The following is a 23,058-nucleotide window of genomic DNA, read 5'->3' as shown; positions in this document are numbered from 1 at the left end:
ATGCCTTGACAAGCACCCCCGAACCGCAGAGGAGGCTTCGTATCGGGGCGCGGGGGTGGTGTGGGTGCCTCGATTGTTGGGTGCGTTGGTGGCGGTTGGAGTCGGGTGAGGAAGCCGCCGTTTGGGCGTAATGGGCGCGTTTTTGCCTATTCCGGGAACAGGGGGACGGTGAGGAGGGTTTCCAGAGAGAGGCGGAGGGAACCGATTACATCTACGTGCGTGGGGGTGGTGAGCCACTGGACCTGGAGGCCGTCCATCAGTGCGATGAAGGTGAGTGCCGCCAAGTCCGGGTCTACGCCGGGGCGCAGCTCGCCTGTTTCGGCGAGCGCGCGGAACGACTGGGCGATGCTGTCGCGGGCCTCGCGGTAGTGGCGGGCGAAGTAGGCGTGCGCGGGATGGTCTTCCGAGATCGCTTCCGCGGCGAGGCGCGAGTACAGGTCGACGATGCCCCGGTGGCGGACATTGTGTTCGGCCAGCGCGAGGAAATGGCGCAGGACGTCCAGGCCGGGCGGGATGTTCAACTGCTCGCGGACGGCGTCCTCGGCGTCTCGGCGTTCCAGGACCGCGGCGAGCAGCGCTTCTTTCGTCGGGAAGTGGTACAGCAGCCCGGCGTGGGTGATGCCGGCTCGTTTGGCGATTTCCCGCAGCGACGACCCGTGATAGCCGGCTTCGCCGTACACCGCGGCGGCCGCCGAAACGATGTCGTCCCGGCGGATTCTGCCTTTCAGATAGCCCTCGCTCACGGGGCGGCGATCGGTTCGGCTTCCACCCGCCCATCATGCCCCAGCCCGATTCCGCCTGCCCGCACCCGTGTTCCTGCCTGGACCCGACCCCCGAAGAGGAGCCGAGCCCGATGACCGAGCTTTCCCCGCCTCCGGTGCTGCCCCGCGCGGCACGCGTCGCCACCTGGCTCGTGTTCGCCCTGTGCGGGTTCGCGGTCGGCATGTGGGTGGTGCACATCCCGGTGATCGAGCGCGCGACCGGCGTCTCGCACACCGAGCTCGGGGCGCTGCTGCTTGTGCTGGGCGGTTCGGCGCTGATCGGGATGCAGGTCACCGGGCCGCTCGCGGACCGGTTCGGGCATTCGCGGGTCGTGTCCGTCTCGGGGGTGCTCGTGGGGGTCGCGGTGGTGCTGCCGGGACTCGCGGCGAACTGGTGGACGCTCGGGCTCGCGCTCGCGGCGTTCGGATTCTTCAACGGCTCCCTCGACGTCGCGATGAACGCGCACGCGGTGGTCGTCGAACGCGCCTATCCGCGGCCGATCATGGCGGCCTTCCACGCGATGTGGTCGATCGGCGGTGCGATCGCGGCGGTCGTCGGCGCGGCGGTGCTGGGCGCGGGCGTGCCGACGCTCGTGTCGCTCGGCGGCACGGGAATCCTGTGCATCGTGGTTTCGCTTGTGGTGCGCCGGTATCTGCTCGACTCGTCCGAGCAGGCCGCCGAAGAAACCGCCGAGGAAGCCAAACCGGCCCGTATCCCGGCGCGCGTGGTGTGGTTGCTGGGCCTGCTGGCCTTCGCGCTGATGCTGTCCGAGGGCGTCGCGAACGACTGGGCCGCGCTGTACCTCCGAGACGGGCTGGGGACGTCCGAAAGCACCGCCGCCCTGGCCTACGGCTCGTTCGCGGTGGCGATGACAGTCGGCCGATTCGCGACCGACCGAGTCGCCGCGCTGGCCGGTCCGGTCGCCGTGGTGCGGTACGGGAGCGGGCTGGCCGCGCTGGGACTGGCCATCGCGTCGCTCGCGCCGTGGGTTCCGTTGTCGTTGTGCGGCTGGGCGTTGTTCGGGCTCGGGCTTTCCGGTGGCGTCCCGCAGTTGTTCACCGCGGCGGGCAACCTGGACAAACGCGCGTCGGGGGCGTTGATGGCGCGGGTGGTCGGCGTGGGGTACGTCGGGCTGCTGGCCGGTCCGGCGATCATCGGCGGGCTGGCGCACTGGGTGCCGCTGAACGTCGCGTTCCTGCTGCCGCTGGCGTTGTGCGTGGTGGCCGTGGTGTTCGCGCCCGCGATGAAACCGCGCGGCTGAGTCAGCCGCCGCAAGCCCGGGGCGGCAGCTTCTGGCCCCCGCCGGACAGCGTGATCGTCCCGGACGGCCCGCCGCCGCCCGCCCCGATCACCGTGCAGACGAGCTGCGCGACCGCGTTCGGCGACAGTTCCCGGACATCGACCCCGATCGCCGCGTCGCTGACCCCGATGGCGATCGGCTCGAACGACGGCGGAAGCTCCGTCGTGTACCCGGCTGCGCGTTCGTCCTCGTCCGGGCCTTGCTCCAACGCCCGGACCCGATCCGCGGCCACGTCGCCGACCCCGGTGCGCACTACGGGCACGACCCTCCCGTTCAGCACGAAATACACCGTCGCCGTGTTCCCGACGTTCCCCTTCGGCGGCCCGCTGGGCGCGTTCTCGCCGGGGATCACGCCGCTGGGCCGCACCCCGCAGCCGCTCGCCAGCACCACCACCGCGAGCAGCACCAGCAACCGCTTCATCGCCGCACCTCCCGAGGCAGCCACAACGTGAACACCGCACCGCCCTCCGGCCGGTTCCCCGCGACCAGTTCGCCGCGGTGCAAGCGCGCGTTCTCCCAGGCGATCGCGAGCCCGAGCCCGCTGCCCTCGGACCGGCTGCGCGCGGTGTCCGCCTTGTAGAACCGGGAAAACACGTGCGGAAGCACCTCCTCGTCCAGCCCGGGGCCGGAGTCTTCGACGGCGAGCGTGATCCCCGCCTGGTCGCCCCGCAAGCGGACCGTCACCGGTTCCGCGCCGTGCCGCAGCGCGTTCCCCACGAGATTGGCCATGATCACGTCGAGCCGGCGCGGATCGACCCGCGCCCGGATTCCGTCCGGCAGATCGGTTTCCACCGCGAATCCCCGCGCCCGCAGCGTCGCGCGGACCGCCTCGGCGACGTCGACGTCGTCCACCTCGAGCGACGCGGTGCCGGAGTCGAACCGCGTGACCTCGATCAGGTCGTTCACCAGCCGCGTCAGGTTGTGCGTTTCCTGGCTGACCAGCCGCACCGCCTCGCCCGCCGCGTCCGGCAGCCGCTTCGCTTCGGCGTCGAGCATGTCGGTCACCGCGGTCATCGCGGCCAGCGGCGTGCGCAGTTCGTGCGACACGTCAGCGACGAACCTCCGCGCGTCGGCTTCCATCCGGCGCAGTTCGCCGACGTGCCGTTGCAGCGACTCGGCGGTCGCGTTGAACGTCTCGGCGACGCTGGCCAGTTCGTCGCTTCCGCGGACGGTGATCCGGGCGTCGAGGTCGCCCGCGCCGAGGCGACGGGCCGCGCGCTGCAGTTCGCCGACCGGCCGCAGCACGCTGCCGGCGGCCAGCACGGCGAGGATCAACGCCACCACCAGCGCGGCCCCGCCGGCGAGCCACGCGTCCCGGGCAAGCCGGTTCACCGCGTCGATTTCCGCGTCGAGACTGCGCAGCTCGTAGACCTCGATGCCGGACGGGATCGTCGGGTTCCGCCGGTTGCCGGTCGAGATCAGCAACTGCGCACCCAGCACCAGCTGCGTCACGCCGCCGACGTCCACGCGCTGCCACGCGACCCGCCCGGACCGCACCACCTGCCGCAGCTCCGGCGTGATCGCCGAGGCGGGCATGTCGCCCGCGCTGTGACTGCCGCTCGTCACCAGCGCGGAGCTCTTCCGGCCGTCGAGCCGCTCGGCGGCGGCCTGCAGCGTGCTCGTGTCCACCGGCTGCCGGGGGAGCGGGTACAGCTGCTTGAGCTGGGTGGTCATCTCGACCGCGGCGTTGTCCTGGGTGCGCTGCAGGATCCCGTCGCGGGCCCGCACGTAGCCGATCCCAGCGACGGCCAGCGCGGTGAACACGCTCAGCAGTGCGAACGCCACCAGCAGCCGGGTGCGCAGGCCGCGCAGCCGCCAGCCGGTCACAGCGGCCCGAAGCGATAGCCGAAACCGCGCAGGGTCTGGACGTACACCGGTTTCGCGGGGTCGTCCTCGATCTTGGCGCGCAGCCGCTGCACGCACGCGTCGACGAGCCGCGAATCGCCGAGATAACCCTGGTCCCACACGGATTCGAGCAGTTGCTGGCGGCTGAGCACGCGGCCGGGGGACGACGACAACTCCAGCAGCAGCCGCAGTTCGGTCGGCGCGAGCCCGATCACGGTGCCGTGCTTGCTGACCACGAGACCCTCGCGGTCGATCGTCAGGTCGCCGTGCCGTTCCGGGTCTGGTTTCGCGCCCGGGCCGCGCGGTTCGCCGCTGGTGCTGGTGCGGCGCAGCACCGCGCGGATGCGTGCCTCCAGCACCCGGGCCTGCGCGGGTTTCACGACGTAGTCGTCGGCTCCGGCTTCGAGCCCGGCCACCACGTCGATGTCGTCGTTGCGCGCGGTGAGCATGATGATCGGCAGGTCGCCGGCCGCGCGGATGCGGCGGCACACCTCGAACCCGTCCATCCCGGGCAGCATGAGGTCGAGGACCACGACGTCGGCCGGGTCTCCGGCGAGCCGGGCGAGGCCTTCCTCGCCGGTCTCCACCGCGTCGACCGTGTGCCCCTGATACGTCAGGGCCAGCCGCAGGCCGTCCCGCACGGCCTGGTCGTCTTCGATCAGCAGCACCCTCGGCATGTCTCCCACTATCGCAGCCCGCCCGTCCGGCCGCCCGGACAGTCCACAGCGGACAACCGGGCTCCAGCCTGCCTCGCCCGGATCCGCGCTCGGTGCGAGCTGTGTCATCGTTCGGTAACAGCGCCGTCGGGGGAACTGTTACCGAGCTGTCAAACTCCGTGCGCAGTGCGCGCACACCGGGGCTCGAAAGTGAACCTCATGATCGAGTCGCTTCGCCGGCCCCGGGTCCTCGCGGCCGTCACCCGCCTCCTGGCGGTGGCCCTGCTCCCGGCGGCGTTCCTGCGTTCGCCCGGCCGCGGCCGGTATCTGGCCTGCCAGTGGGCGCTCGCGATCCGGTACCCGGCCGAGGACCTCGCGGGTCTCAGCGAACCTGCCCGCGCGGCCTTCACCGCGGCGCGCACCGAGGCGTTCTGGCGGCACCGTCAGCTCATCGGGCTCACCTCCGGCCACCGCGACGCCGCCCACCAGCACCGGTTGTTCGCCGAAGAGGTGCACCGCACCGGTTCCGTCACCGCGGCTCGCCGTCGCGTGCTGCCGCCGCACGAATCGGCGCACGTCCGCGGCACGGCGCTCGACGTACGGCCGAGCGAGGGCGCGGCGTGGCTGGAGCGGCATGGGCCGGAGTACCGGCTGTATCGCCGTTACGACAACGAATGGTGGCATTTCGAGTACCACGCGGACACCGTGCCGATGCGGTTGCCGAACCCGGACGCGTTGCGTCCGCCTTCGATGGCGCGGATGGCCGGCTAAGGCTTTTCTCGCTGGGCGGCACGGGATTCCAGGTACTTCCGCTCGGGAATGCTCAGCGTTTTCCGTGCCGCTGAACGGTAATAGACCCGGGCTTGCTCCGGCTCGCCCGCCAGATCGAGCAGGTGCGCGCGCACGACGTCGACGCGGTGATGCTCGTTGAGCCCGGCGATCTCGTCCAGCTGCCGCAATCCTTCGCGGGCGCCGTGGACCATCGCGACCGGGACGATCCGGTTCAGCGCCGCGACGGGAGTCGGCGCGAGGGCGAGCAGCAGGTCGTAGAGGGCGAGGATCTGCGGCCAGTCGGTGTCCTCGGCGCGGGCCGCCTCGTCGTGCACCGCGGCGATCGCGGCCTCGAGCTGATACGGCCCGAGCTGGGCGGTGGCCAGGGTCTTCCCGATCAGGTCGAGTCCTTCGGCGATCGCCGCGGCGTCCCAGCGGGTGCGGTCCTGTTCGGCCAGCGGTACGGCGGTGCCGTCCGGACGGGTCCGCGCGGGCCGGCGCGCGTCGCTGAGCAGCATGAGCGCCAGCAACCCGGCGACCTCGCCGTCGTGGGGGACCTGCGCGTGCAGCTGCCGAGTCAGGCGGATGGCCTCGGCGGTCAGCTCGACCCGGTTGACGGCGGTCCCGGAGCTGGCCGTGTGCCCCTCGGTGAAGATCAGGTACAGCACCTGCAGCACCGCGGCCATCCGCTCGGCCCGTTCGTCCGGCGGCGGCATCCGGAACCGGGCCCCGCTGAGCCGTTTCTTCGCCCGGTTGATCCGCTGGCTCACGGTTTTCTCCGGAACCAGCAGCGCCCGGCCGATTTCCGCGGTCGTGAGGCCGCCGACTGCGCGCAACGTCAGCGCGAGCTGCGACGACCGGCTGAGTTCGGGGTGACAGCACAGCATCAGCAGGGTGAGCGTGTCGTCGTCGGCCGGTGCCAGTTCCGGCTGCGGCACCGCCAGCGCGGCGGCCGTGTTCTCGCGCTGCCTGCGGGCGGATTCGCTGCGTTCGATGTCGATGCGCCTGCGCGCGGCCGCGGTGATCAGCCAGCTCTTGGGATTGTCCGGCAGACCTTGCTCGGGCCACTTCACCGCGGCCGACAGCAGTGCTTCCTGCACCGCGTCCTCGCAAAGCGTGAAGTCGCCGAACCGGCGGCAGACAGCGCTGAGCACCTGCGGCGTGAGGTCGCGCAGGAGCTGTTCGAAGCCCGCCGGGGGAGTCAGAGACCCAGCTCTTTCACGGTGCGGACCGGCCGGACCTCGACCTTGCCGTACAAGGCGTCCGGCACCCGCGCGGCGTGCTCCAGCGCCCGTTCCATGCTCTCGCATTCGACCAGGTAGAACCCGACCAGATGCTCCTTGACCTCGGCGAAGGGCCCGTCGCTCGCCACCGCCTTGCCGTCCCGCACGGTGACGCACTTGGCCTCGGCGGGATCGGCCAGCCCGTCGCTGAGCACCAGTTCGCCGGACTCTTCGAGGGCCTTGCTGAGCGCGAGATGGCTCCGGCCGAACTCGGCCTTCTTCTCTTCCGGGAGCTCCTCCCACAGCGCCCGGAACCGCGGATTGCTGTGGATCATGATCAGGTACCGCACGACGGCTCCCTTCGAAAATTCTTCGCCGCCGGTGTCGCCTTCGGGATTCCGGCTCCGACGTCCCCCGTGCATCTGTCAGCTGAAGAAGGAGCATAGCCGTGTTCGACACCAGCAGGGCCTTCAGCGGTTTCTCCGTGGACGACATCCCGGCCGCCCGCGAGTTCTACGCCGAGACGCTCGGCATCGAGGTCACCGAGAACTGGGGGATGCTGCGGTTGCGTCTCGCCGAAGGACGCGAAGTGCTCGTCTACCCGAAGGGCGACAAGCACGTCCCGGCGGAGTACACCATTCTCAACTTCCCGGTGGACGACATCGACCAGGCGGTCGCGGACCTCGCCGCGGCAGGCGTTTCCCTAGAACCGTTCGAGGGAGTCGACGAAAAGGGCGTCTTCCGGCTCGGCGGTCCGCTGATCGCGTGGTTCAAGGATCCGGCGGGGAACATTCTTTCGGTCCTGCAGGAAAACTGAGGCCAGGAACGCGCAGAACTGGAGCCATCTGACCGTCCACAGTGGTCAGAACCGCCGGGCGAACGGCCGCGGCCGCCGCATCCGCACCAGCAGCAGCAACGGAATCAGCACGTAGGGGAGGTTGAACGCGAGGAACTTGCCCGGGTTGCCGGTGCGGGTCGCCGGGTCGCCGAAGAACTCGACGCCGAACACGACGATCCCGGTGAGGGTGACGATCATCGTCGCGTAGACCACCGCGAACAGCTGGATCCCGTTGCGGCCCGTGACCAGGCACCAGACGAGCACGACGTAGAACGGGAGGTAGACGAACGCGGAGAGCCCGGTGACGATCCGCATCCAGTCCGGCGGGTGCATGAACAGCGGGTCGGCGTCGTGGGCGTACCAGTAGTTGGAGTCGACGAAGAAGGTGCCGGTCGGACGCGAGAAGTCGACGCCGATCGTCGGCAGCAGGTCGCTGATCAGCGACGTCACCGTGAAGACGGAGAAGATCGCCGCGAAGAAGATGTCGATCTTGCGCTCGCGCAGGGGCAGGTTCGCCGTCATCGGCGGATTGTAGGTCCTCGCACCGGCGATTCCGGCAGTACAGTCGCGGGCATGAACGCGTTCCAGGTGTGCCTCTGGGTGTTCGCGGGCGTGTGCGCCGGCTGCTGGCTGCTGTCGGTGCTCACCAGGGAGTACTCCTGGGTGGACCGGATCTGGTCGGTCGTCCCGGTGGCCTACACCGGGATCTTCGCCGGGCACGCGGGGTTCGCGGACGCCAGGCTGAACCTGCTGTTCGCGCTCGTGTTCCTGTGGGGCGCGCGGCTGACGTTCAACTACGCGCGCAAGGGCGGCTACGCGCCCGGCGGCGAGGACTACCGCTGGGCGGTGCTGCGCGGCCGGATGGCCCCGTGGCAGTTCCAGCTGTTCAACCTCTTCTTCATCACGCTCTACCAGAACGCGATCCTGCTGCTCATCGCGCTTCCCGCGTGGACCGCGCTGGACCACCGGACCCCGCTGGGCGCCGCCGATGTCGTGCTGGCCGTCGCGTTCGTGGCCTGCCTCGCCGGCGAAACGATCGCGGACCAGCAGCAGTGGAACTTCCATCAGTGGAAGAAGCGCGAGACGGCGGCCGGGCGGACTCCCGACCCCCGGTTCGCGCGGACCGGCCTCTTCCGGTTTTCCCGGCACCCCAACTTCTTCTTCGAACAAGCGCAGTGGTGGCTGGTGTTCCTGTTCGGCGTCTCCGCGGCGGGCGCGGTCACCTGGACCATCGCCGGTGCGGTCCTGCTGACGGCGTTGTTCGTCGGCTCGACGATCTTCACCGAGAGCATCACCCTCAGCCGCTATCCGGAGTACGCGGACTACCAGCGGCGTGTTTCTCCGATCGTGCCGTGGTTCCCGCGCCGGGCCGGCCGTCGCGGGAGCGCCGTCGGGTCCACTTCGGACTGAGCGCCGAGCGGAACTGTCCGTTATGTGAGCGCCGTCACGTTAATGCCGTGAACCTTCCCGTCGTCCGATGAGTCGGAAGGGATACCGTTCGCCCGGTAGGGTCACGGTTCACACGACTGGGGGTAGTTTCATGATCGGTTTCGAGACCGACCTCGACGACCTGCGCAAGGCGAGCGGGTTCGTCGCGGCCGCCGGGGACGCCGCGGACACCGCGCGCGGCGGCGTGCGCAAGCTGGACCTGCCCGACGCGGTCGGCCCGGCTGCCATCATCGGCGCGATCACCCCGTTCGGCGGCGGCCCGACCACGGCGTTCGGCGGATCGCTCGGCATGCCCAAGGTCGCGGCGGCGTACGAGAACCACCGCGCGAAGGTCGAGGAAGCACTCGCGAAACTGGCCTACACGACGCATCAGGCGAGCGAAGCGCTCAAGCGCGTGGCCGAGCTGTACGAGGCGTCGGACGCCGACGCGCAGTCCGCGGTGCGGCGCGCGGGCGGGGAGGTGCGCTGACGTGAGCGAGCAGGAGGACTACTTCGGGCTTAGCGGCGGCGGGCAAGGCCGTCCGCGCGCGGAACTGCTCGAAGGCATCAGCGACGATCTGCAGAAGGGCGCGAACGACGCGCTCGACGGGCTGGAATTCCTGCGCTACGCGGAGTTCTTCAGCTTCGCCCTGACGGACGAGCTGTTCGCCGCCTACCAGGACAAGGTCGCCGAGGTCTTCCGGGAGTTCTCCGAGGCCGACCTCAAGGACACCGGCGGCGGCCTGCAGGCGATGATCAACTCGTACGAGCCGGTGTGGAAGAACCTCAGCCGCGGGTCGATCACCGAACTGCGGCGGGCGAAGGAGCTGCTGGGCTCGTGGCGCGGAAACGCGGCCGAGGACGTCAAGACCTATCTCGACCGGCTTTCGGAGGCTTACGAAGCCCTGGCCGCGGAGATCACGGTCGTGGAGAGCGACCTCGTCGCCAGCCGCGACGGAGTGTGGGCCGCGCGCGACGACCTCAGCTCGCTCGCGCTGACGTTCCGGGAGACCGCGGAGAAATACCAGAAGGCGAAGGCCAAAGAGGGCGAAATCTCCTGGTCGAAGGTGGCGGCGGTGGCGTTCACCGGCGCGCTGGTCGGGATGCTCGCCGTGGTCGCCACCCCGGCGGGAGCCGCGGCCGCGGCGGGCGGGCTGTCGATGAGCGCGGTCGGAGCGCAGGCCGCGGTGGCGGGTGCGGGAGCCGGGCTCACCGAGGTGACCGCGCAGGCCTCGGCGAAGGTCGAGGGCGACAACGCGAACGACATCTTCGAGAGCTTCCTCAGCGGCGTGGACAAGATCCGTTCGCACATGCAGGAATCGGCGGGACGGCTCGCGGACAAGATCCACGAGAAGTCGGTCAACCTGCCGCCGGTGCCGAACCCGCCCGACGTGAGCCCCGGCGATTCGTTCGACCCGGCCAACTTCGAGACCTCGAACACCCCGAAGGGCACCGAGAAGCGGGTCCGGGACCGCAACGTCGACATCGCACCGGACGGCTCGGTGTCGCAGCCGCTGTCTCCGTCCACACTGGACTGACGTGCCCGGTCCGGAAGAACTGGTCCAGGCACTGGCCGCGTTGTCGGTCGAGGCGTCCTCGCCCGGCAACGCGGTCATCGCCACGGTCAACACCGACGGTGTCCTCACTGGACTGAAGCTGTCTGGCACAGTGCGGAATCTGCCGCCGGACGAGCTGGCCGCGCTGGTGCTGCGCACGTACGCCGAAGCGCAGCGGGAATCGGCGAACCGCACGGCGGGGCTGCTGGCTCCGCTCGGCACCCGTGGCTATGTGATGGACCGGCTGAAGTGGCGGGCCGGGTTCACGCCCGACGTCGCGCCGGCGGCTGCTCCTCGACGACCCGCTCCGGCCGTTGAAGCAAGGCCGTCCGCCTCGTCGGACGATTCTGCTGCGGCAAGAAAGTCCGGGCCTCGGCAAACGGCGAGTGCTCCCGGAGCCGCCGCCGTGCAGGGCGAGGGCGACTACCTCCGCAACCGCACCGCCGACCCCCAGCTTCCGGCGGAACCGGAACGCCCGGTCAGCGACGAGGACTGGTACGAGGCAGGCGTGCGGTTCGACGAGGCCTGGTAGCCGCTCAGCCGAGCGTGCCCTCGTCGCCGAGCAGCTTGCGCAAGCCGGGCAGGACCGCGGAAAGGTCTTTGCCCGTGCGGAAAGCGACGACCGTCGTCTCCGTCTCGCCGGTGTTGCCGAACAGCGCGACCGTGTCCGCCATCGCGGCGTCGAAGGCCGCCTCCGGGTCCGCCGCCTGCCCGCGCAGCCATCGGCGGAGGACGTGGTTGTGCGCCGTCACCACTGCCGCCGCCATGAGTTCGGCGCGCAGTGCGGTCTCTTCGCCGCCGCCCATCCAGCGGTGGACGAATTCCTGGAACAGCCGCTGATACTGCCGGGTGCCCGCGATTTCCCGGGCGCGCAACGCGGGCACGCTGCGGGTGAGCCGGTACCGCGCCAGCGCCAGGTCGCCCTCCGCGACGTAATGCCGCAGCACCAGCCGCGCGGCTTCGGTGACCGCGACGGTCGCGGTGCGCGGGTCGGATCCGGCGAGCCGGGCCGCGATCGCGCTCAGCAGCACCTCGTGGTCCGGGAAGATCACGTCCTCTTTGGACCGGAAGGCGCGGAAGAACGTGCTGCGCCCGACTCCCGCGCGGTCGGTGATGTCGTCCACCGTCGTCTGGTCGTAACCGCGCTCCTCGAACAGCGCGAACGCGGCCTCGGTCAGCCGTTGCTTGGCCGGTTTCTCGGGCATCGGGCCACCTTTCGCACGCACGCTGCGGCCAGCCTAATCGGCCCCGGCGCCCCGGGAGCAGGGTGAGGTGGGCCACCTCGCTCTCGCCTACTCGTCGGTACTGAGTACCGTAATCATGAAACCAAGTACCGGAGGGATGGGTGAGGCACGTGGAGCTCGTCGGCGTGGTCGGCTGCGGCCAGATGGGGGCGGGGATCGCCGAGGTGTGCGCCCGCGCCGGGCTGGACGTCGTGGCGGTCGAATCGAGCCGGGCGGCCGCCGACGCGGGCCGGGCGCGGCTGGAGGCGTCGCTGGGCCGGGCCGAGCGCAAGGGGAAGATCGCGTCCGCGGCCGAGGTGCTGGAGCGGATCCGGATCACCGAGAGCCTCGACGACCTGGCCGACCGCACGCTCGTCGTCGAGGCGATCGTCGAGAACGAGGCGGTCAAGGCGGAGCTGTTCGGGAAGCTGGACAAGATCGTCGCCGCGCCGGACGCGGTGCTGGCGTCCAACACCTCGTCGATCCCGATCATGAAGCTCGGCACCGCGACCGAGCGCCCGGCGCAGGTGCTCGGCATCCACTTCTTCAACCCGGTTCCGGTGCTGCCGCTGGTCGAGCTGGTGCCGAGCCTGCTGACCGGGGACGAGACCACCGACCGCGCGCGCAAGTTCGCCGAGGAAACCCTGGGCAAGCACGCGATCCTGTGCCAGGACCGCGCCGGGTTCGTCGTGAACGCGCTGCTGATCCCGTTCATCCTCGCCGCCGTCCGCATGCTGGAGTCGGGCTTCGCGACGAAGGAAGCGATCGACGAGGGCCTCGTGCGCGGCGCCGCGCACCCGCAGGGCCCGCTCGCGCTGGCCGACCTGATCGGGCTCGACACCACGAAGGCCGTCGCGGAATCGCTGTACGAGGAGTTCAAGGAGCCGCTGTACGCGCCGCCGCCGCTGCTGGCCCGCATGGTCGACGCCGGCCTGCTGGGCCGCAAAACCGGCCGCGGCTTCTACACCTACTGAGTTCCGGCGAGGAGATCCCGATGAGCTTCGACCTGTTCAAAATCAACGAAGACCACGAAGCGATCCGCGAGGCCGTGCGCGCGGTCGCCGAAGAGCAGATCGCCCCGCACGCCGCGGAAGCCGACGAGCGCGAGGAATTCCCCAAGGCGTCCTACGACGCACTGGTCGCGTCGGACTTCCACGCCCCGCATGTGCCGGAACAGTACGGCGGTGCCGGTGCGGACGCGCTGGCCACCTGCATCGTGATCGAGGAAGTAGCGCGGGTGTGCGCGTCGTCCTCGCTCATCCCCGCGGTGAACAAACTCGGCAGCATGCCGCTGATCCTGGCCGCCAACGAGGAGGTCAAGGCGAAGTACCTGCCCCCGCTGGCTTCGGGCGAGGCAGGATTCTCGTATGGACTGTCCGAACGCGACGCGGGCTCGGACACCGCCTCGATGCGCTGCCGCGCCACCCCTTCCGGCGACGACTGGATCCTGAATGGACAGAAGTCGTGGATCACCAACGCGGGCTTCTCCGAGTACTACACGGTTCTGGCGGTAACCGACCCGGACGGCCGCCGCGGCGCCAACGTGAGCGCTTTCGTGGTGGAAAAGTCGGATCCCGGCTTTTCCTTCGGTGCCAAGGAAAAGAAGCTGGGCATCAAGGGTTCGCCGACGCGTGAACTGCTGTTCGACCAGGTGCGCATCCCGGGCGACCGCATGGTCGGCGAGCCGGGGCAGGGCCTGAAGATCGCCCTGCGCACGCTCGACCACACCCGCGTGACGATCGCCGCGCAGGCCGTGGGTATCGCGCAGGGCGCGCTGGACCACGCGCTGGGATATGTCAAGGAGCGCAAGCAGTTCGGCAAGCACATCGCGGATTTCCAGGGAATCCAGTTCATGCTGGCGGACATGGCGATGGCCGTCGAGACGGCGCGCCAGATGGTGTACACCGCGGCCGCGAAGTCCGAACGAGGCGACGACGACCTGTCGTTCTTCGGCGCGGCGGCCAAGTGCCACGCGTCGGATGTGGCGATGAGCGTGACGACGGACGCGGTCCAGCTGCTGGGCGGCTACGGCTACACGCGGGACTTCCCGCTGGAGCGCATGATGCGGGACGCGAAGATCACGCAGATCTACGAGGGCACGAACCAGATCCAGCGGCTGGTGATGGCTCGGCAGTTGCTGAAGGGCTGAGGTTCTTCAACTTTTGGAAGCGGCACCGTCGACATGGCAGTGCCGCTTTTTCTTGTGCTCAGGACGCAGGCTTGTGCTGTCGATCATGCCTTTTCTGCGCCTTGACCACATCAATGGCCCTCGCTCTGACCCACTCCAGCAGGCCCTCCAGCGGCGTCGCCAACTCCTGGCCAAGTTCCGTGAGCGAGTACGTCACCTTAGGCGGCGTAGCGGGCTCCACCTCGCGGTGGATCAACCCGTCGCGCGTCAGCGTGCGCAGGTTCTGCGACAGCATCTTCTCGCTGATCCCGCCGATCGTGTCGCGCAGTTCGTAGAAGCGCGCCGGTCGTTCGCGCAAGGAGAGCAGGATCAGCGTGCCCCAGCGGCTGCACACGTGGTCGAGCACCGTCCGGCCGGGGCAGTCGCTGTTGAATGCGTCACCCGGGTCCGGAGAGGTGCGACGGCCTGCCTCGGTGCCTACTCCCATGTCAGGAGCTTACCTCAGGGTGCGTACTTACGAAAAGATAGCCCAAAACCTAGGGTGAGTATCACTGCGAAGCAAGGAGGTACTCCCCGTGACCACTGCTCCGACGCTGGTGATCGGCGCTACCGGCAACGTCGGCCGTCAGGTGGCTGTTCAGCTGACCGAACGAGAACTTCCGGTGCGCGCGTTGGCTCGACGGCCCGAGAAGGCCAATCTTCCCGCCAGTGTTGAAGTCGTGCCCGGTGACCTGTCTGATGTGGACAGCCTGCGCGCCGCCTTGCGCGGCGTGGACTCGGTGTTCTTGATGTGGCCGTTGATGTCTCGCGATCCGGCCGAGGCGATCGCGGACACGATCGCCGGCAGCGCCCGTCGGCTGGTTCTGCTCTCTTCGGCCGCGGTGCGCGGTGACTCGGACGACGCGATCAGCCGGGTCCATCGCGCGGTGGAGGAGGCGATCGAGCACACCAGTCTGGAGTGGACGTTCCTTCGACCGCACGGGTTCGCGACCAACACGCTCGGCTGGGCGTCGCAGATTCGCGAGAGCGGTGTCGTACGCGGGGCTTACGGTTCGGTGTACTCGACGCTCATCCACGAGGCCGATCTGGCGGCGGTCGCGGTGACTGCGCTGACCTCCGACGGTCACGTCGGCGCCAAATACGACCTCACCGGTGCCGCCGCGCTGACGCAGGTCGAGCAGGTCCGGGTGATCGGGGAGGTGATCGGCCGGGAGACCCGCTGGGAGGAGGTGCCGCGGGAGGTCGCGCGCGAACTCCTTCTCCAGCGGATTCCGGCGGAGTACGCGGACGCCATGCTCGACGCGTTCGCCCACTTGGCCAGCAGCGAACCCGACCGGCCGACGTCGACGGTGGAAGAGGTCACCGGGGTTCCGGCGCGGACCTTCGCCCAGTGGGTGGCCGATCACGCGGCCGAGTTCGATCCTGCGGCGCGCTGACCCGCGGCTTCAGCAATTGCTAATATGTGCGACTACCGAACCCGCCCGGCTCAGGGGTGGGACCTGGGCCGATGGCGGCAGCCGTGAGCAGGCTGCTGTACCAGCTGAAAGCCGAGTTCTTCAAGACGCTCGGCCATCCGGCCCGGACCCGGGTGCTGGAGCTGCTGACGCAGCGCGAGCACGCGGTCGCGGAGCTGCTGGCGGTCGCGCGCGAGGTCCTGACCGGCGTGCTGGCGCGCCAAGCCGACCTGCGCGCCGAGCACGCGGCCTGAAGCACGGTGAACAATCCGACCGGAGGCGATGTGACGAGCGAATTCGTGCGGGAACTGAAGCGGGGGATCGCGGCGGCGCAGCAGGCGCTGGACGACGCGGGCGAGGAAGAGGCGGAAGGCCACCGCGAGCGATTGGCCGAACTGCGGGAGATCGCGCACCAGAACGACGTCGACCTCCGCGAGCCGGACCGGTGAGCTGGGCCCGTCCCGAGCTGGCGAGAGCCGGGGACAACACGTAGAACGGACCGTCACGAGACGCGGCGGAGCGGTCGGCTGCTTCGCGCTCGGTGCCGGACGAGTTCGGGGCGGAACTGGCGAAAGCGGTGCTGCGCAACGAGAACTCAAGGGGCCAGGCAGGAAGAAGCCGCCGCGATCGTGCTGACCGCGGCGGCCCTGAGACATTCGCCGAGACGGGTGCGGCCGCCTCGGAAGCGCTAGATCAGCGGTCGTAATACGTAGTCGGCCCCTCCGGCCACTGCCGCGTGGGCGGGGGAGGCGGCGGCTGCTCCGCCCGGCTGCTCCGCTTCCGCCGATGCAGCGTCCGGGCACTGGCCGCCATGCTGCTCACGAGCGAGGCGATCACCAGCCCGATCACCAGGTTGATCGCCGCCGTCGCGATCTTCGCTTCCAGGCCTACCGTCAGGGTGAGCGGCACGACCACCGCGATGGCCGTCACCAGCACCATGATCCAGCCGAAGAACTGGCCCGGCGCGGGGGTCGCCACGCTCAGCAGGTGCATCAGCCCGGTCGCCAGCAGGGCGACGGCCGCGGCGGAGACGGCGTAGGTCGGCGTGCTCGCTTTGCCCCACAGCCCGTCGCCTTTCGGGGCGAGGACGGGCACGTCGAAGATGCCTCGCGCGATCAGCAGGCCCACGACCGCCACGAGCGCCGCGACGATCGCGGTGGCAACTCCGCCTGCCCACAACCTGGCGGCGTCGATGCCTGGCCGGGTGTCCTCCCCGTAACTGCCGGGGTACTGCTGCACCATCGGGCGGTCCTTCCATCGCGAAACCGGTCGCTGCTGATTGTCGCGCTAATTCGGCTGCTCCGCCGGTTCGGCGGACTTCGCGAGCGAACGCAGCCGGAACGACAGGACTACCAGGGTTACCCCGTAAATCACCGCGTAAATCCCGATCAGCAGCGCGACGCCGAACGCGCCCGCGATCGGGTGGAACAACACGAGCACCCCGGCGACCACCGAAAGCGCGCCCGCCACGACGAGAAACGCCTCGCCGGTGATCTGCTTGCGCAGCCGGATCGCGGCGACGATCTCCATGATCCCGGTGACCACCGCCCACGCCCCGACGAGCGTCGCCAGCACCAGCACGGTCACGCCAGGCCACACCAGCGTCAGCACCCCGGCGATCAGGCCCAGCACGCCGAGCAGCGCGTACGCGATCCGGTGCGCGCCGTCGCCCGGCCGGAACGCGTGCATGATCGCGCCGACCGCGTCGATCAGCACGTAGATCCCGAACAGGAAAGCCAGCGCCAGCACGGTGATCCCCGGCCACACCAGCGCCAGCACGCCGAACAGCACGCCCAGGATCCCGCGCGTGAGCACGAGCGGCCACGCGCGCCGCGGATCGACCACCGCGAAGCCGAGGACGGGCGGAATGGGCGTGGACATCGAGCGCCTCCCGGGGTGTCGTGCTGACCTGGCGAAACGGTAGCCGGACCTGGACAGCACCGCCGGGACCTCACCCGATCGAGGGCGTCACCACGCGACCGTCAGCCCGGCGAGGCGCCACGTCCCGGGGTCGGGTACCCGCTTCGCCTCAAGGACACGCAAGCCGGGGAACCGGTCGAGCAACGCGGTCAGCGCCACCTCCGCCTGCACCCTCGCGAACGACGCGCCGAGGCAGAAATGCGGACCGTGCGCGAAACCGAGGTGCGCGCCGGCCGAGCGGCGGACGTCGAACCGGTCCGGATCGGCGAAGACGCGCGGATCCCGGTTCGCCGCCGCGATCGACGCGGTGACCGGCTCGCCCCGGCGGATCCGCACGCCGTGCAGGTCCACGTCCTCGGTCGCCCGCCGGGGAATCGTCAGCAGCTGCGAACCGCACCAGCGCATCAATTCCTCGACCGCGCCCGGCCACCGGTCCGGTTCCGCGCGCAGCAGGTCGAGCTGATCCGGATGGGACAGCAGCGTTTCCACGGAATTGGCGATGAAGTTCGCCGGAGTCTGCCCGGCCAGCACGAGCTGCCAGACGAGCGCGACGGATTCCGTTTCCGTCAGGCCCGCGTTCGCCAGATGCGCCAGCATCGCGCTGTCCGGATGCGCGACCAGCGTCCGCGAGCTGTCGATGATCCCGGGCACGGCGGCGGCGAACCCGTCGCCGGACACCTGGACGACCGCCGCGCCGTACTCGTGCCAGCGCGGCCGTTGCGCCTCGGGGACGCCGACGAGCGCGCAGACGACTTCCATCGGCAACGGCTGGGCGAACTCGGCCAGCAGGTCGACCGGCCCTTCCGCGGGCAGCGCGTCCAGGTACCGGGCGACGACTTTCTCGATCTCCGGGCGGAAATCCAGCGCGCGACGCGCGGCGAACGCGGGCGTGGCGAGACGGCGCAACCGGGCGTGTTCGGCCCCTTCCATTTCCTGCATCGTCCGCAGGTAAGGACGGCAGTGCTCGGGCACCTCCGGACGCTGATAGCTGGCCTCGCTCAAGGCGAACCGCTGGTCGGTGAGCATCGCGCGCGCCTCGGCGTGCCGCGTCAGCACCCACATCGGCGGGAAGCCGGGACCGGTCAGCTTGGCCAGCGGGCCCTGCTCGCGGGCGGCTCCGTAGGCGGCGAACGGGTCGCTCGTGACGGCCGGATCGGTCAGGTCGAGCTCGGGAACGGGGGACACCGCGACCTCCAGATGGTCATTTCAGATGATCTCATCATATGGATGACGACGGTATCTTGACAAGGAAGCGGATCGGGAGGACTCACGATGGCGCGGCTGACCAGGGCGCAGACGCAGGAGCGCAACCGGGCGAAGGTGCTGGCCGCCGCCCGCGAGGAGTTCACCGAGCGCGGGTTCCGCGACGCCAAGATCGACGTGATCGCCGAGCGCGCCGAGCTGACCCGCGGCGCGGTCTACTCCAATTTCCCCGGCAAACGCGCGCTCTACTTCGCCGTGCTCGCGGCGGAGGCGGAGCAGTTCGCTGCCCAGCCGCCCGAGCCGGACCCGGGCCTGACGCCCGCCGAAGCGCTCGGCGCGTTCGCCCGCGCCTGGGTCGCCCGCCTGCCGCTGGCCACCGATCCGGACGCGCGCCTCGGCGTCGATCTGCTGCCGGAAATCCTCGCCGACGAAGTCACCCACCGGCCGTACGCGCAGTTGCTGCGGTTCGACGCGATCGTGCTCGGTCTGGTGCTGGAGCGGCTTTCGCCCTCATCCGGACGCTTGGTGCGAGTGGCGGAAGCGGCGTTGACGATGCTGCACGGGGCGAGTCAGCTCGCGGCCGCGGCACCCGGTTTCGGCGAGCCGTTCAACGTCGTGCGCGCGTGCGAAGCGTTGCCGGCGCTGGAGATGAGCGACACCTGGCCGGATCCGCCGATCGTGGCCCCAGCGCGAGCTGCCGGGGAAACCTGGTCTCCGCCGGAGGTTTTCGACGCCCTGCGAGGGCGTCCGGTGCGCATCGACGGCGACGGAGTGGTCGCGGTGATCGGGCTGCATCGGCTGTCCGCGGTGGAGGAAGCGCTGCGGGCAGCCAAGGACGTCACGCTCGTCGTCGTGACCGGTCAGCCGGGGGAGCTGGTTCCGCTGACCAGCTTGGTGCTGGCGGATCTGCGGGGATTGCTGAAGAAGTCCTGCCCGGAGCAGGCGTGGCCGGACGTGCGCGTGATCGTGGACGAGACCGGTGCGGTGGCTGCCGCGGCAGGCGTTTCGGCGGTGAGCGACGCGACCGAAACCGCGCTCCGAGTCCACAATGGACACATCCTGCTGCGTGCCGAGGGCTTCGGAGCCTGCCACGCCGCCGCGACGAGCCCGGTGCCCGCCGAAAGCCGTGAGGGGAACCCTGAAGTCGCTCAGGATTCCCCTCACGGAATGCCAGATCAGCCGATGCGGTAGCTGTACGGCAGAGTCGCCAGCACCTCACCGGTTCCGACCTGCGGCAGACCGGTCACCCCGGTCGGCAGCGACGGCACGGTCACGATGTTCAAGTGCCCGGCCACCTTGTCCCCGCGGTTGCCGGACGGCGTGATCGTGACCATGATCGTCGCGGTCTCGCCCGGCTTCACCAGCTGCGGCGTGCCGCCGGTGCCGTTCGGGTCCACCGACTGGCCGTACGGGTCGCCGGTCGACGACGTCACCGAACCGTCGAAGCCCGCGGTCTGGATCGACGCCGTGTAGCTCGAATGCCCGGCGGGCGCGCCGTCCGGACCGAACGGGCCGATCTCCTGCACGTCGGCGAACCAGACGCCCTTGGTGACGTACCCGGTCTTCTCGCCGATCGTCGCGACCGACACCGTGCTGCCGTTCTGCGCGGACTTCAGGTCGCCGAGCACGTCGATGCCCGCCGCCGAGCCCTGGATTTCCGCCTGTGCGGGCACGGTCGAGGACGTCGCGACAGTGAACTTGCTCGTCTCCGGCGGAATCGAATACACCGGAGCGTTCGTGTTCAGCTCCGGCAGGTCGACCTCGGTCGAACCCTGGATCGGCTGCGGCTGCAGCGTTTGCCGGGTGTTCGTGCGCGCGTCGACGCCGATGGCGATTGGCTCGATTCCGGTGTTGCGCACCGTCACCGGCACGGTCACCGGCTTGCCCGCCGCGAGCGACGCGGACTGCGGCAGCGCGGGTGCGCTGGCCGAGGCCTGGTCGAAGCCGACGGTTCCGGTGAACGGCTGGTCGATCTGCTTGCCCGTCACCGGGTTCTGCACGACGAGCACCAGGTGCCAGCGGCCCGGCAGCGGGTTGGCGTCGACGAGCTGCAACGCGGTGCCCTGGCCCAGCGTCGTGGCCGAGGTGAGGAAGGCGTTGCTGTTCACGTCGGCGAGTTCGCCGTTCGGGTCGACCAGCACGCCGTCGAGCAGCGTGCCCGGATCCTGCAGCTTCACCGCGACGTCGAGGTCCCGCTTGCCGCGCGGCACGTCGAATTCGTAGGAGAAGGTCTGCGCGGGCGACACCGCGCGGGCGTTGCCGCCGGTGATCGTGCCGCCGAAGGTTCCCGGGCCGTGGTTCGTCGGGATCAGCGCGCGCAGCACGGCCGACACGCTGGTCTGGTGGCCGTCGGAGCTGCCGAAGGTGATCGAGTAGTCCGCGTCGCCGCCGCTGGCCGGGGTCTGCAGCGCGACGTGCACCGGCTTCGTCTGACCGGGGTTGAGCTGCAGGATCTGCGGCGACACCTGGCCGTACGGGACGGCCCGCTGCGCGGTGGTCGCCAGCTGGATGTCACCGGTGTATCCGGCCTGTCCGGACGCCGAGTACAGCACCGCGGTCCACGTGCCCGCGGCCGGCCGCGTGACGTCCACGTTGGCGTAGTTCGCCGTCGCGGCCCCGCCCTGCGGACGGCTGTTGGCGACGAAAGTGCCGTCCGGCGCGAGCAGCGTCAGCCGCACCACCGGGGTGACGGACTGGCCGTTGACCGCCTTCGGACTGCCCTGCCAGGCCATCCGAGCCAGCAGCCGCTGCGCGCCGTTCGGCACGGAGAACGTGACCTTCTTGTACGCCCAGTTGGTGCCGTTGAAGTACGGGAACGTCGGCAGCTTCGTCGAGTCGAACCCGGTGGTCTGCGTCTGCGTGCCCATCGGGGCGAAGGTCCGCGTGCCGGTGCTGACCGTCAGCGGCTTGGTGCCCGAGTTGGTGACGTTCACCGACGCCTGCTGCGTGCTGCCGGGCGCGCCTTCCAGCGTCAGCTGGTCAGCCGACAGCGAGATGTTCGACGCGACTCCCGCCGGTGCCCCGGTCGAGCCCGTGGCGGTGAGCGCCGCTTCGACCGCCGCGCGGGCGTCGAGAAGGCCAGCGCCCTGCTCGTCGGCCGGGAGGTTGAGGTCGCGTGCGGTGCTGGTGATGATCTGCTTCACCTGTGCGGGCGTCGGCGACGCACCGTGGTGGGAATTGCGGTAACTCTGGATGACCAGTGCGGCAACGCCCGCGGTCAGCGGGGCGGATTCACTGGTGCCGCCGAACGATTCGAGGTCGGTCGGCTGCGGCACGGTGTTGAAGTTGTGGCATTCCGCGTACGCCGGCGCGCAATCGGCCCAGTTGCCCTCGCCGGGTGCGACGAGGTCGATGGTGCGGCCGTCCTGCGTGATGCCGGACGACGACAGCGCGGAGATGTTGTCGCTCACCCACTTCCCGTTGGAGAACGGGAAGGCCGCGTAGCCGGTCTGCGCGTACAGCCGGTTGTCGGTCGTCGCGCCGGTCGAGATCACCAGCGGGTCGGTGGCCGGGCTGCCGATCGTGGACGTGACGCCCGCGTCGCCGCTCGAGGCGGTCACCGTGACGCCCGCGGCCACGGCCTGGTCGTTGAAGACCTGGAAGAGGTTGCGGGAGCTGGAATCGGGGTACTGGTTGAGGCCGAGCGACTCGTTGATCACGTCGACGTGGTCGACGGTCACCGCGTAGTCGATCGCCTGCAGCACCGCGGAGTTCGTGGCGGTCCGGCCGAAAACGTTGAGGCCGACCAGGCTCGCGCCCGGGGCGACGCCCTTGACGACGATGTTGCAGCCCGCCGGGAGCGGGTGCTTCTCGTTCACGAACTTCGACAGGTCGTGGACCACGACGCCCTGCGCGGCGATCGAGGAGGCGTCGCCGAAGGCCTCGGCCCCGGCGTCGGTCGTGTTCGGGCCGTCGCCGGAGAAGTCCTGGTAGTCCGAGAACACATGGCTGCCGTCGGGACGGATGAAGTCGGCGTAGTTCGGGTCCATGTTGTCGGCGAGGAACGCGACCTTCACCCCGGTGCCATTGGCCAGGTCGGAAGCGCTCTTGCCGCCGTTGGTGCTGTACGCGCGGATCGACGTCAGCGCTTCGGGCTCCAGCAACGGTTTCGCCGGATCGGCCGGGCAGATCGCGTTCGGGGTGGCCGGCGAGGCCGGTCCGCCTGCCTTCGGCGCGGCGGCCGGAGCGCTCGGTTTGGCGTCCGGCAGCGTCACCTTGCTGTCCGGCAGCACCTGCGCGACCGCCGGGTCGTGCGCGAGCTGCGCGGCCTGCGCGGGCGTGACGGTGGCGGAGAAAGCGTTGCCCAGTGCGAAATGCTTGACCTTCGCGGGTGCCGCGCCCGCGAGCTTGGCGAGCACCGAGTCCTGTTCTTGGGTGGCCTTGGCGCGGCGAGTGTCCGAGGCCGCCTTGGTGGGCGGCGCGCTGGGCAGCTGGTCCGCGAGGACGACGATCACCGATTGCGGCGTGGTGTCGGCCGACGCGGCTGGCGAGGCAGCCTGCGCCGGCTGGGTGACCCCGGCCAGCACCAGGCTGCCGGTCGCAGCCATGACCAGGGCGCGAACGGATCGCGAGGAACGCCCCATGTGCAGTTCCCACTTCCTGCTAGAAGGGTTCGTGAGTTACCGGCCCCGACGAAATCGGGCGCATTCGTGCCGCGTCCGATTTCCCAGTAGGGGAACTCTTTCCGACTCCTTCGCGATCCACAAGCGACAATAGTGGGAAACAAATCCGGCAAACAGGACCGAATTTCC

General features: G+C 69.9%; 26 protein-coding genes. 13 read left to right on the top strand and 13 right to left on the bottom strand.

The genetic code is table 11. From position 1 onward, the window contains the following. Positions 1-146: 146 nt before the first annotated feature. Positions 147-743, bottom strand: a complete 597-nt coding sequence (locus H5411_RS35740; protein ID WP_183126366.1) for a TetR/AcrR family transcriptional regulator — start codon at positions 741-743, stop codon at positions 147-149. Between the two features lie 110 nt (positions 744-853). Here H5411_RS35740 and H5411_RS35735 point away from each other — a divergent pair, with 110 nt between their 5' ends. Next, the gene (locus H5411_RS35735) at positions 854-2,023 is read left to right on the top strand and encodes an MFS transporter (protein ID WP_101438817.1); all 1,170 of its coding nucleotides are present in this window, start codon (positions 854-856) and stop codon (positions 2,021-2,023) included. Between the two features lies 1 nt (position 2,024). Here H5411_RS35735 and H5411_RS35730 read toward each other — a convergent pair whose 3' ends face one another. Genes H5411_RS35730 through H5411_RS35720 form a run of 3 tightly spaced genes read right to left on the bottom strand, consistent with a single transcriptional unit; the run spans position 2,025 to position 4,584 of the window. Next, the gene (locus H5411_RS35730; RefSeq protein ID WP_208637472.1) at positions 2,025-2,483 is read right to left on the bottom strand and encodes a hypothetical protein; all 459 of its coding nucleotides are present in this window, start codon (positions 2,481-2,483) and stop codon (positions 2,025-2,027) included. Further along, the gene (locus H5411_RS35725) at positions 2,480-3,889 is read right to left on the bottom strand and encodes a sensor histidine kinase (protein ID WP_183126365.1); all 1,410 of its coding nucleotides are present in this window, start codon (positions 3,887-3,889) and stop codon (positions 2,480-2,482) included. The genes H5411_RS35730 and H5411_RS35725 overlap by 4 nt, the downstream gene beginning before the upstream one ends. After that, a complete protein-coding gene (locus H5411_RS35720; RefSeq protein WP_101438820.1) occupies positions 3,886-4,584 on the bottom strand; it encodes a response regulator transcription factor in 699 nt (232 codons plus the stop codon). Before H5411_RS35720 ends, H5411_RS35725 begins: the two co-directional genes overlap by 4 nt. A 198-nt stretch (positions 4,585-4,782) precedes the next feature. Here H5411_RS35720 and H5411_RS35715 point away from each other — a divergent pair, with 198 nt between their 5' ends. Beyond that, on the top strand, positions 4,783-5,334 hold the full coding sequence (locus H5411_RS35715) for a M15 family metallopeptidase domain-containing protein (RefSeq protein ID WP_101441207.1): 552 nt from the start codon (positions 4,783-4,785) through the stop codon (positions 5,332-5,334). Here the strand turns inward: H5411_RS35715 and H5411_RS35710 are convergent. Both H5411_RS35710 and H5411_RS35705 read right to left on the bottom strand, forming a co-directional pair. After that, positions 5,331-6,539: an RNA polymerase sigma factor gene (locus tag H5411_RS35710; protein ID WP_183126367.1), complete on the bottom strand. Its 1,209-nt coding sequence runs from the start codon at positions 6,537-6,539 to the stop codon at positions 5,331-5,333. The two genes, H5411_RS35715 and H5411_RS35710, sit on opposite strands and share 4 nt — an antisense overlap. Continuing rightward, positions 6,536-6,907 carry a YciI family protein gene (locus H5411_RS35705; RefSeq protein WP_183126364.1) on the bottom strand — a complete coding sequence of 124 codons (372 nt, stop codon included), beginning with the start codon at positions 6,905-6,907 and terminating at the stop codon, positions 6,536-6,538. Before H5411_RS35705 ends, H5411_RS35710 begins: the two co-directional genes overlap by 4 nt. 98 nt (positions 6,908-7,005) lie before the next feature. Here H5411_RS35705 and H5411_RS35700 point away from each other — a divergent pair, with 98 nt between their 5' ends. Further along, positions 7,006-7,374, top strand: coding sequence for a VOC family protein (locus H5411_RS35700; RefSeq protein ID WP_183126363.1), 369 nt, complete (start codon positions 7,006-7,008; stop codon positions 7,372-7,374). A gap of 45 nt (positions 7,375-7,419) precedes the next feature. On the opposite strand, the gene H5411_RS35695 is transcribed toward H5411_RS35700, so the two are convergent. Next, on the bottom strand, positions 7,420-7,917 hold the full coding sequence (locus tag H5411_RS35695; RefSeq protein ID WP_183126362.1) for an EXPERA domain-containing protein: 498 nt from the start codon (positions 7,915-7,917) through the stop codon (positions 7,420-7,422). A gap of 51 nt (positions 7,918-7,968) precedes the next feature. On the opposite strand from H5411_RS35695, the gene H5411_RS35690 reads away from it, so the two are divergent. From H5411_RS35690 to H5411_RS35675, 4 genes are all read left to right on the top strand, one after another. Then, positions 7,969-8,805: a DUF1295 domain-containing protein gene (locus H5411_RS35690; protein ID WP_183126361.1), complete on the top strand. Its 837-nt coding sequence runs from the start codon at positions 7,969-7,971 to the stop codon at positions 8,803-8,805. 130 nt (positions 8,806-8,935) lie between these two features. Then, on the top strand, positions 8,936-9,313 hold the full coding sequence (locus H5411_RS35685; RefSeq protein WP_220817921.1) for a hypothetical protein: 378 nt from the start codon (positions 8,936-8,938) through the stop codon (positions 9,311-9,313). A gap of 1 nt (position 9,314) precedes the next feature. Further along, the gene (locus H5411_RS35680) at positions 9,315-10,361 is read left to right on the top strand and encodes a hypothetical protein (RefSeq protein WP_183126359.1); all 1,047 of its coding nucleotides are present in this window, start codon (positions 9,315-9,317) and stop codon (positions 10,359-10,361) included. Between the two features lies 1 nt (position 10,362). Then, positions 10,363-10,911 (top strand): YbaB/EbfC family nucleoid-associated protein, encoded by a 549-nt coding sequence (locus H5411_RS35675; RefSeq protein ID WP_183126358.1) that lies wholly within the window; start codon positions 10,363-10,365, stop codon positions 10,909-10,911. Between the two features lie 4 nt (positions 10,912-10,915). Here H5411_RS35675 and H5411_RS35670 read toward each other — a convergent pair whose 3' ends face one another. Next, positions 10,916-11,584 carry a TetR/AcrR family transcriptional regulator gene (locus H5411_RS35670; protein WP_183126357.1) on the bottom strand — a complete coding sequence of 223 codons (669 nt, stop codon included), beginning with the start codon at positions 11,582-11,584 and terminating at the stop codon, positions 10,916-10,918. Positions 11,585-11,724: 140 nt separating this feature from the next. On the opposite strand from H5411_RS35670, the gene H5411_RS35665 reads away from it, so the two are divergent. Further along, positions 11,725-12,576 (top strand): 3-hydroxybutyryl-CoA dehydrogenase, encoded by an 852-nt coding sequence (locus H5411_RS35665; RefSeq protein ID WP_208637475.1) that lies wholly within the window; start codon positions 11,725-11,727, stop codon positions 12,574-12,576. Positions 12,577-12,596: 20 nt separating this feature from the next. After that, entirely contained in the window at positions 12,597-13,751 is a 1,155-nt protein-coding gene (locus tag H5411_RS35660) for an acyl-CoA dehydrogenase family protein (RefSeq protein WP_183126356.1), read from the top strand. Between the two features lie 58 nt (positions 13,752-13,809). Here H5411_RS35660 and H5411_RS35655 read toward each other — a convergent pair whose 3' ends face one another. Then, a complete protein-coding gene (locus H5411_RS35655; protein WP_101438870.1) occupies positions 13,810-14,217 on the bottom strand; it encodes a winged helix-turn-helix transcriptional regulator in 408 nt (135 codons plus the stop codon). A gap of 88 nt (positions 14,218-14,305) precedes the next feature. Between H5411_RS35655 and H5411_RS35650 the strand changes: the two genes are divergently transcribed. From H5411_RS35650 to H5411_RS35640, 3 genes are all read left to right on the top strand, one after another. After that, positions 14,306-15,166, top strand: coding sequence for an NAD(P)H-binding protein (locus H5411_RS35650; protein WP_101438871.1), 861 nt, complete (start codon positions 14,306-14,308; stop codon positions 15,164-15,166). 71 nt (positions 15,167-15,237) lie between these two features. Continuing rightward, a complete protein-coding gene (locus tag H5411_RS35645) occupies positions 15,238-15,438 on the top strand; it encodes a hypothetical protein (RefSeq protein WP_220817920.1) in 201 nt (66 codons plus the stop codon). A gap of 30 nt (positions 15,439-15,468) precedes the next feature. Further along, the gene (locus tag H5411_RS35640) at positions 15,469-15,633 is read left to right on the top strand and encodes a hypothetical protein (protein WP_158242544.1); all 165 of its coding nucleotides are present in this window, start codon (positions 15,469-15,471) and stop codon (positions 15,631-15,633) included. A gap of 244 nt (positions 15,634-15,877) precedes the next feature. Here the strand turns inward: H5411_RS35640 and H5411_RS35635 are convergent, their stop codons facing one another. The 3 genes from H5411_RS35635 to H5411_RS35625 form a co-directional block, all read right to left on the bottom strand. Further along, positions 15,878-16,426 (bottom strand): DUF6069 family protein, encoded by a 549-nt coding sequence (locus tag H5411_RS35635; RefSeq protein ID WP_101438873.1) that lies wholly within the window; start codon positions 16,424-16,426, stop codon positions 15,878-15,880. Between the two features lie 45 nt (positions 16,427-16,471). After that, positions 16,472-17,065 carry an HdeD family acid-resistance protein gene (locus H5411_RS35630; RefSeq protein ID WP_101438874.1) on the bottom strand — a complete coding sequence of 198 codons (594 nt, stop codon included), beginning with the start codon at positions 17,063-17,065 and terminating at the stop codon, positions 16,472-16,474. 87 nt (positions 17,066-17,152) lie between these two features. Next, complete coding sequence (locus H5411_RS35625) at positions 17,153-18,289, bottom strand: cytochrome P450 (RefSeq protein ID WP_101438875.1); 1,137 nt, start codon at positions 18,287-18,289, stop codon at positions 17,153-17,155. Between the two features lie 87 nt (positions 18,290-18,376). Here H5411_RS35625 and H5411_RS35620 point away from each other — a divergent pair, with 87 nt between their 5' ends. Continuing rightward, positions 18,377-19,498 (top strand): TetR/AcrR family transcriptional regulator, encoded by a 1,122-nt coding sequence (locus tag H5411_RS35620; protein WP_101438876.1) that lies wholly within the window; start codon positions 18,377-18,379, stop codon positions 19,496-19,498. Here H5411_RS35620 and H5411_RS35615 read toward each other — a convergent pair. Further along, positions 19,483-22,854 carry a S8 family serine peptidase gene (locus H5411_RS35615; protein WP_244194807.1) on the bottom strand — a complete coding sequence of 1,124 codons (3,372 nt, stop codon included), beginning with the start codon at positions 22,852-22,854 and terminating at the stop codon, positions 19,483-19,485. The genes H5411_RS35620 and H5411_RS35615 overlap by 16 nt on opposite strands. Positions 22,855-23,058: the final 204 nt, after the last annotated feature.

Source organism: Amycolatopsis echigonensis (assembly GCF_014174495.1).
Lineage (GTDB): Bacteria > Actinomycetota > Actinomycetes > Mycobacteriales > Pseudonocardiaceae > Amycolatopsis > Amycolatopsis echigonensis.
The sequence above is the reverse complement of the archived record's forward strand: the minus strand, read 5'-3'. Positions and strand labels throughout refer to the sequence as shown.

Bases quoted from the DNA above. Each gene is read 5' to 3' on its own strand.
- H5411_RS35690 (WP_183126361.1), top strand. From the start codon at position 7,969: ATGAACGCGTTCCAGGTGTGCCTCTGGGTGTTCGCGGGCGTGTGCGCC.
- H5411_RS35645 (WP_220817920.1), top strand. From the start codon at position 15,238: ATGGCGGCAGCCGTGAGCAGGCTGCTGTACCAGCTGAAAGCCGAGTTC.
- H5411_RS35635 (WP_101438873.1), bottom strand. From the start codon at position 16,426: ATGGTGCAGCAGTACCCCGGCAGTTACGGGGAGGACACCCGGCCAGGC.
- H5411_RS35615 (WP_244194807.1), bottom strand. From the start codon at position 22,854: ATGGCTGCGACCGGCAGCCTGGTGCTGGCCGGGGTCACCCAGCCGGCG.
- H5411_RS35630 (WP_101438874.1), bottom strand. From the start codon at position 17,065: ATGTCCACGCCCATTCCGCCCGTCCTCGGCTTCGCGGTGGTCGATCCG.
- H5411_RS35715 (WP_101441207.1), top strand. From the start codon at position 4,783: ATGATCGAGTCGCTTCGCCGGCCCCGGGTCCTCGCGGCCGTCACCCGC.
- H5411_RS35620 (WP_101438876.1), top strand. From the start codon at position 18,377: ATGGCGCGGCTGACCAGGGCGCAGACGCAGGAGCGCAACCGGGCGAAG.
- H5411_RS35655 (WP_101438870.1), bottom strand. From the start codon at position 14,217: ATGGGAGTAGGCACCGAGGCAGGCCGTCGCACCTCTCCGGACCCGGGT.
- H5411_RS35685 (WP_220817921.1), top strand. From the start codon at position 8,936: ATGATCGGTTTCGAGACCGACCTCGACGACCTGCGCAAGGCGAGCGGG.
- H5411_RS35660 (WP_183126356.1), top strand. From the start codon at position 12,597: ATGAGCTTCGACCTGTTCAAAATCAACGAAGACCACGAAGCGATCCGC.
- H5411_RS35730 (WP_208637472.1), bottom strand. From the start codon at position 2,483: ATGAAGCGGTTGCTGGTGCTGCTCGCGGTGGTGGTGCTGGCGAGCGGC.
- H5411_RS35735 (WP_101438817.1), top strand. From the start codon at position 854: ATGACCGAGCTTTCCCCGCCTCCGGTGCTGCCCCGCGCGGCACGCGTC.
- H5411_RS35720 (WP_101438820.1), bottom strand. From the start codon at position 4,584: ATGCCGAGGGTGCTGCTGATCGAAGACGACCAGGCCGTGCGGGACGGC.
- H5411_RS35695 (WP_183126362.1), bottom strand. From the start codon at position 7,917: ATGACGGCGAACCTGCCCCTGCGCGAGCGCAAGATCGACATCTTCTTC.
- H5411_RS35670 (WP_183126357.1), bottom strand. From the start codon at position 11,584: ATGCCCGAGAAACCGGCCAAGCAACGGCTGACCGAGGCCGCGTTCGCG.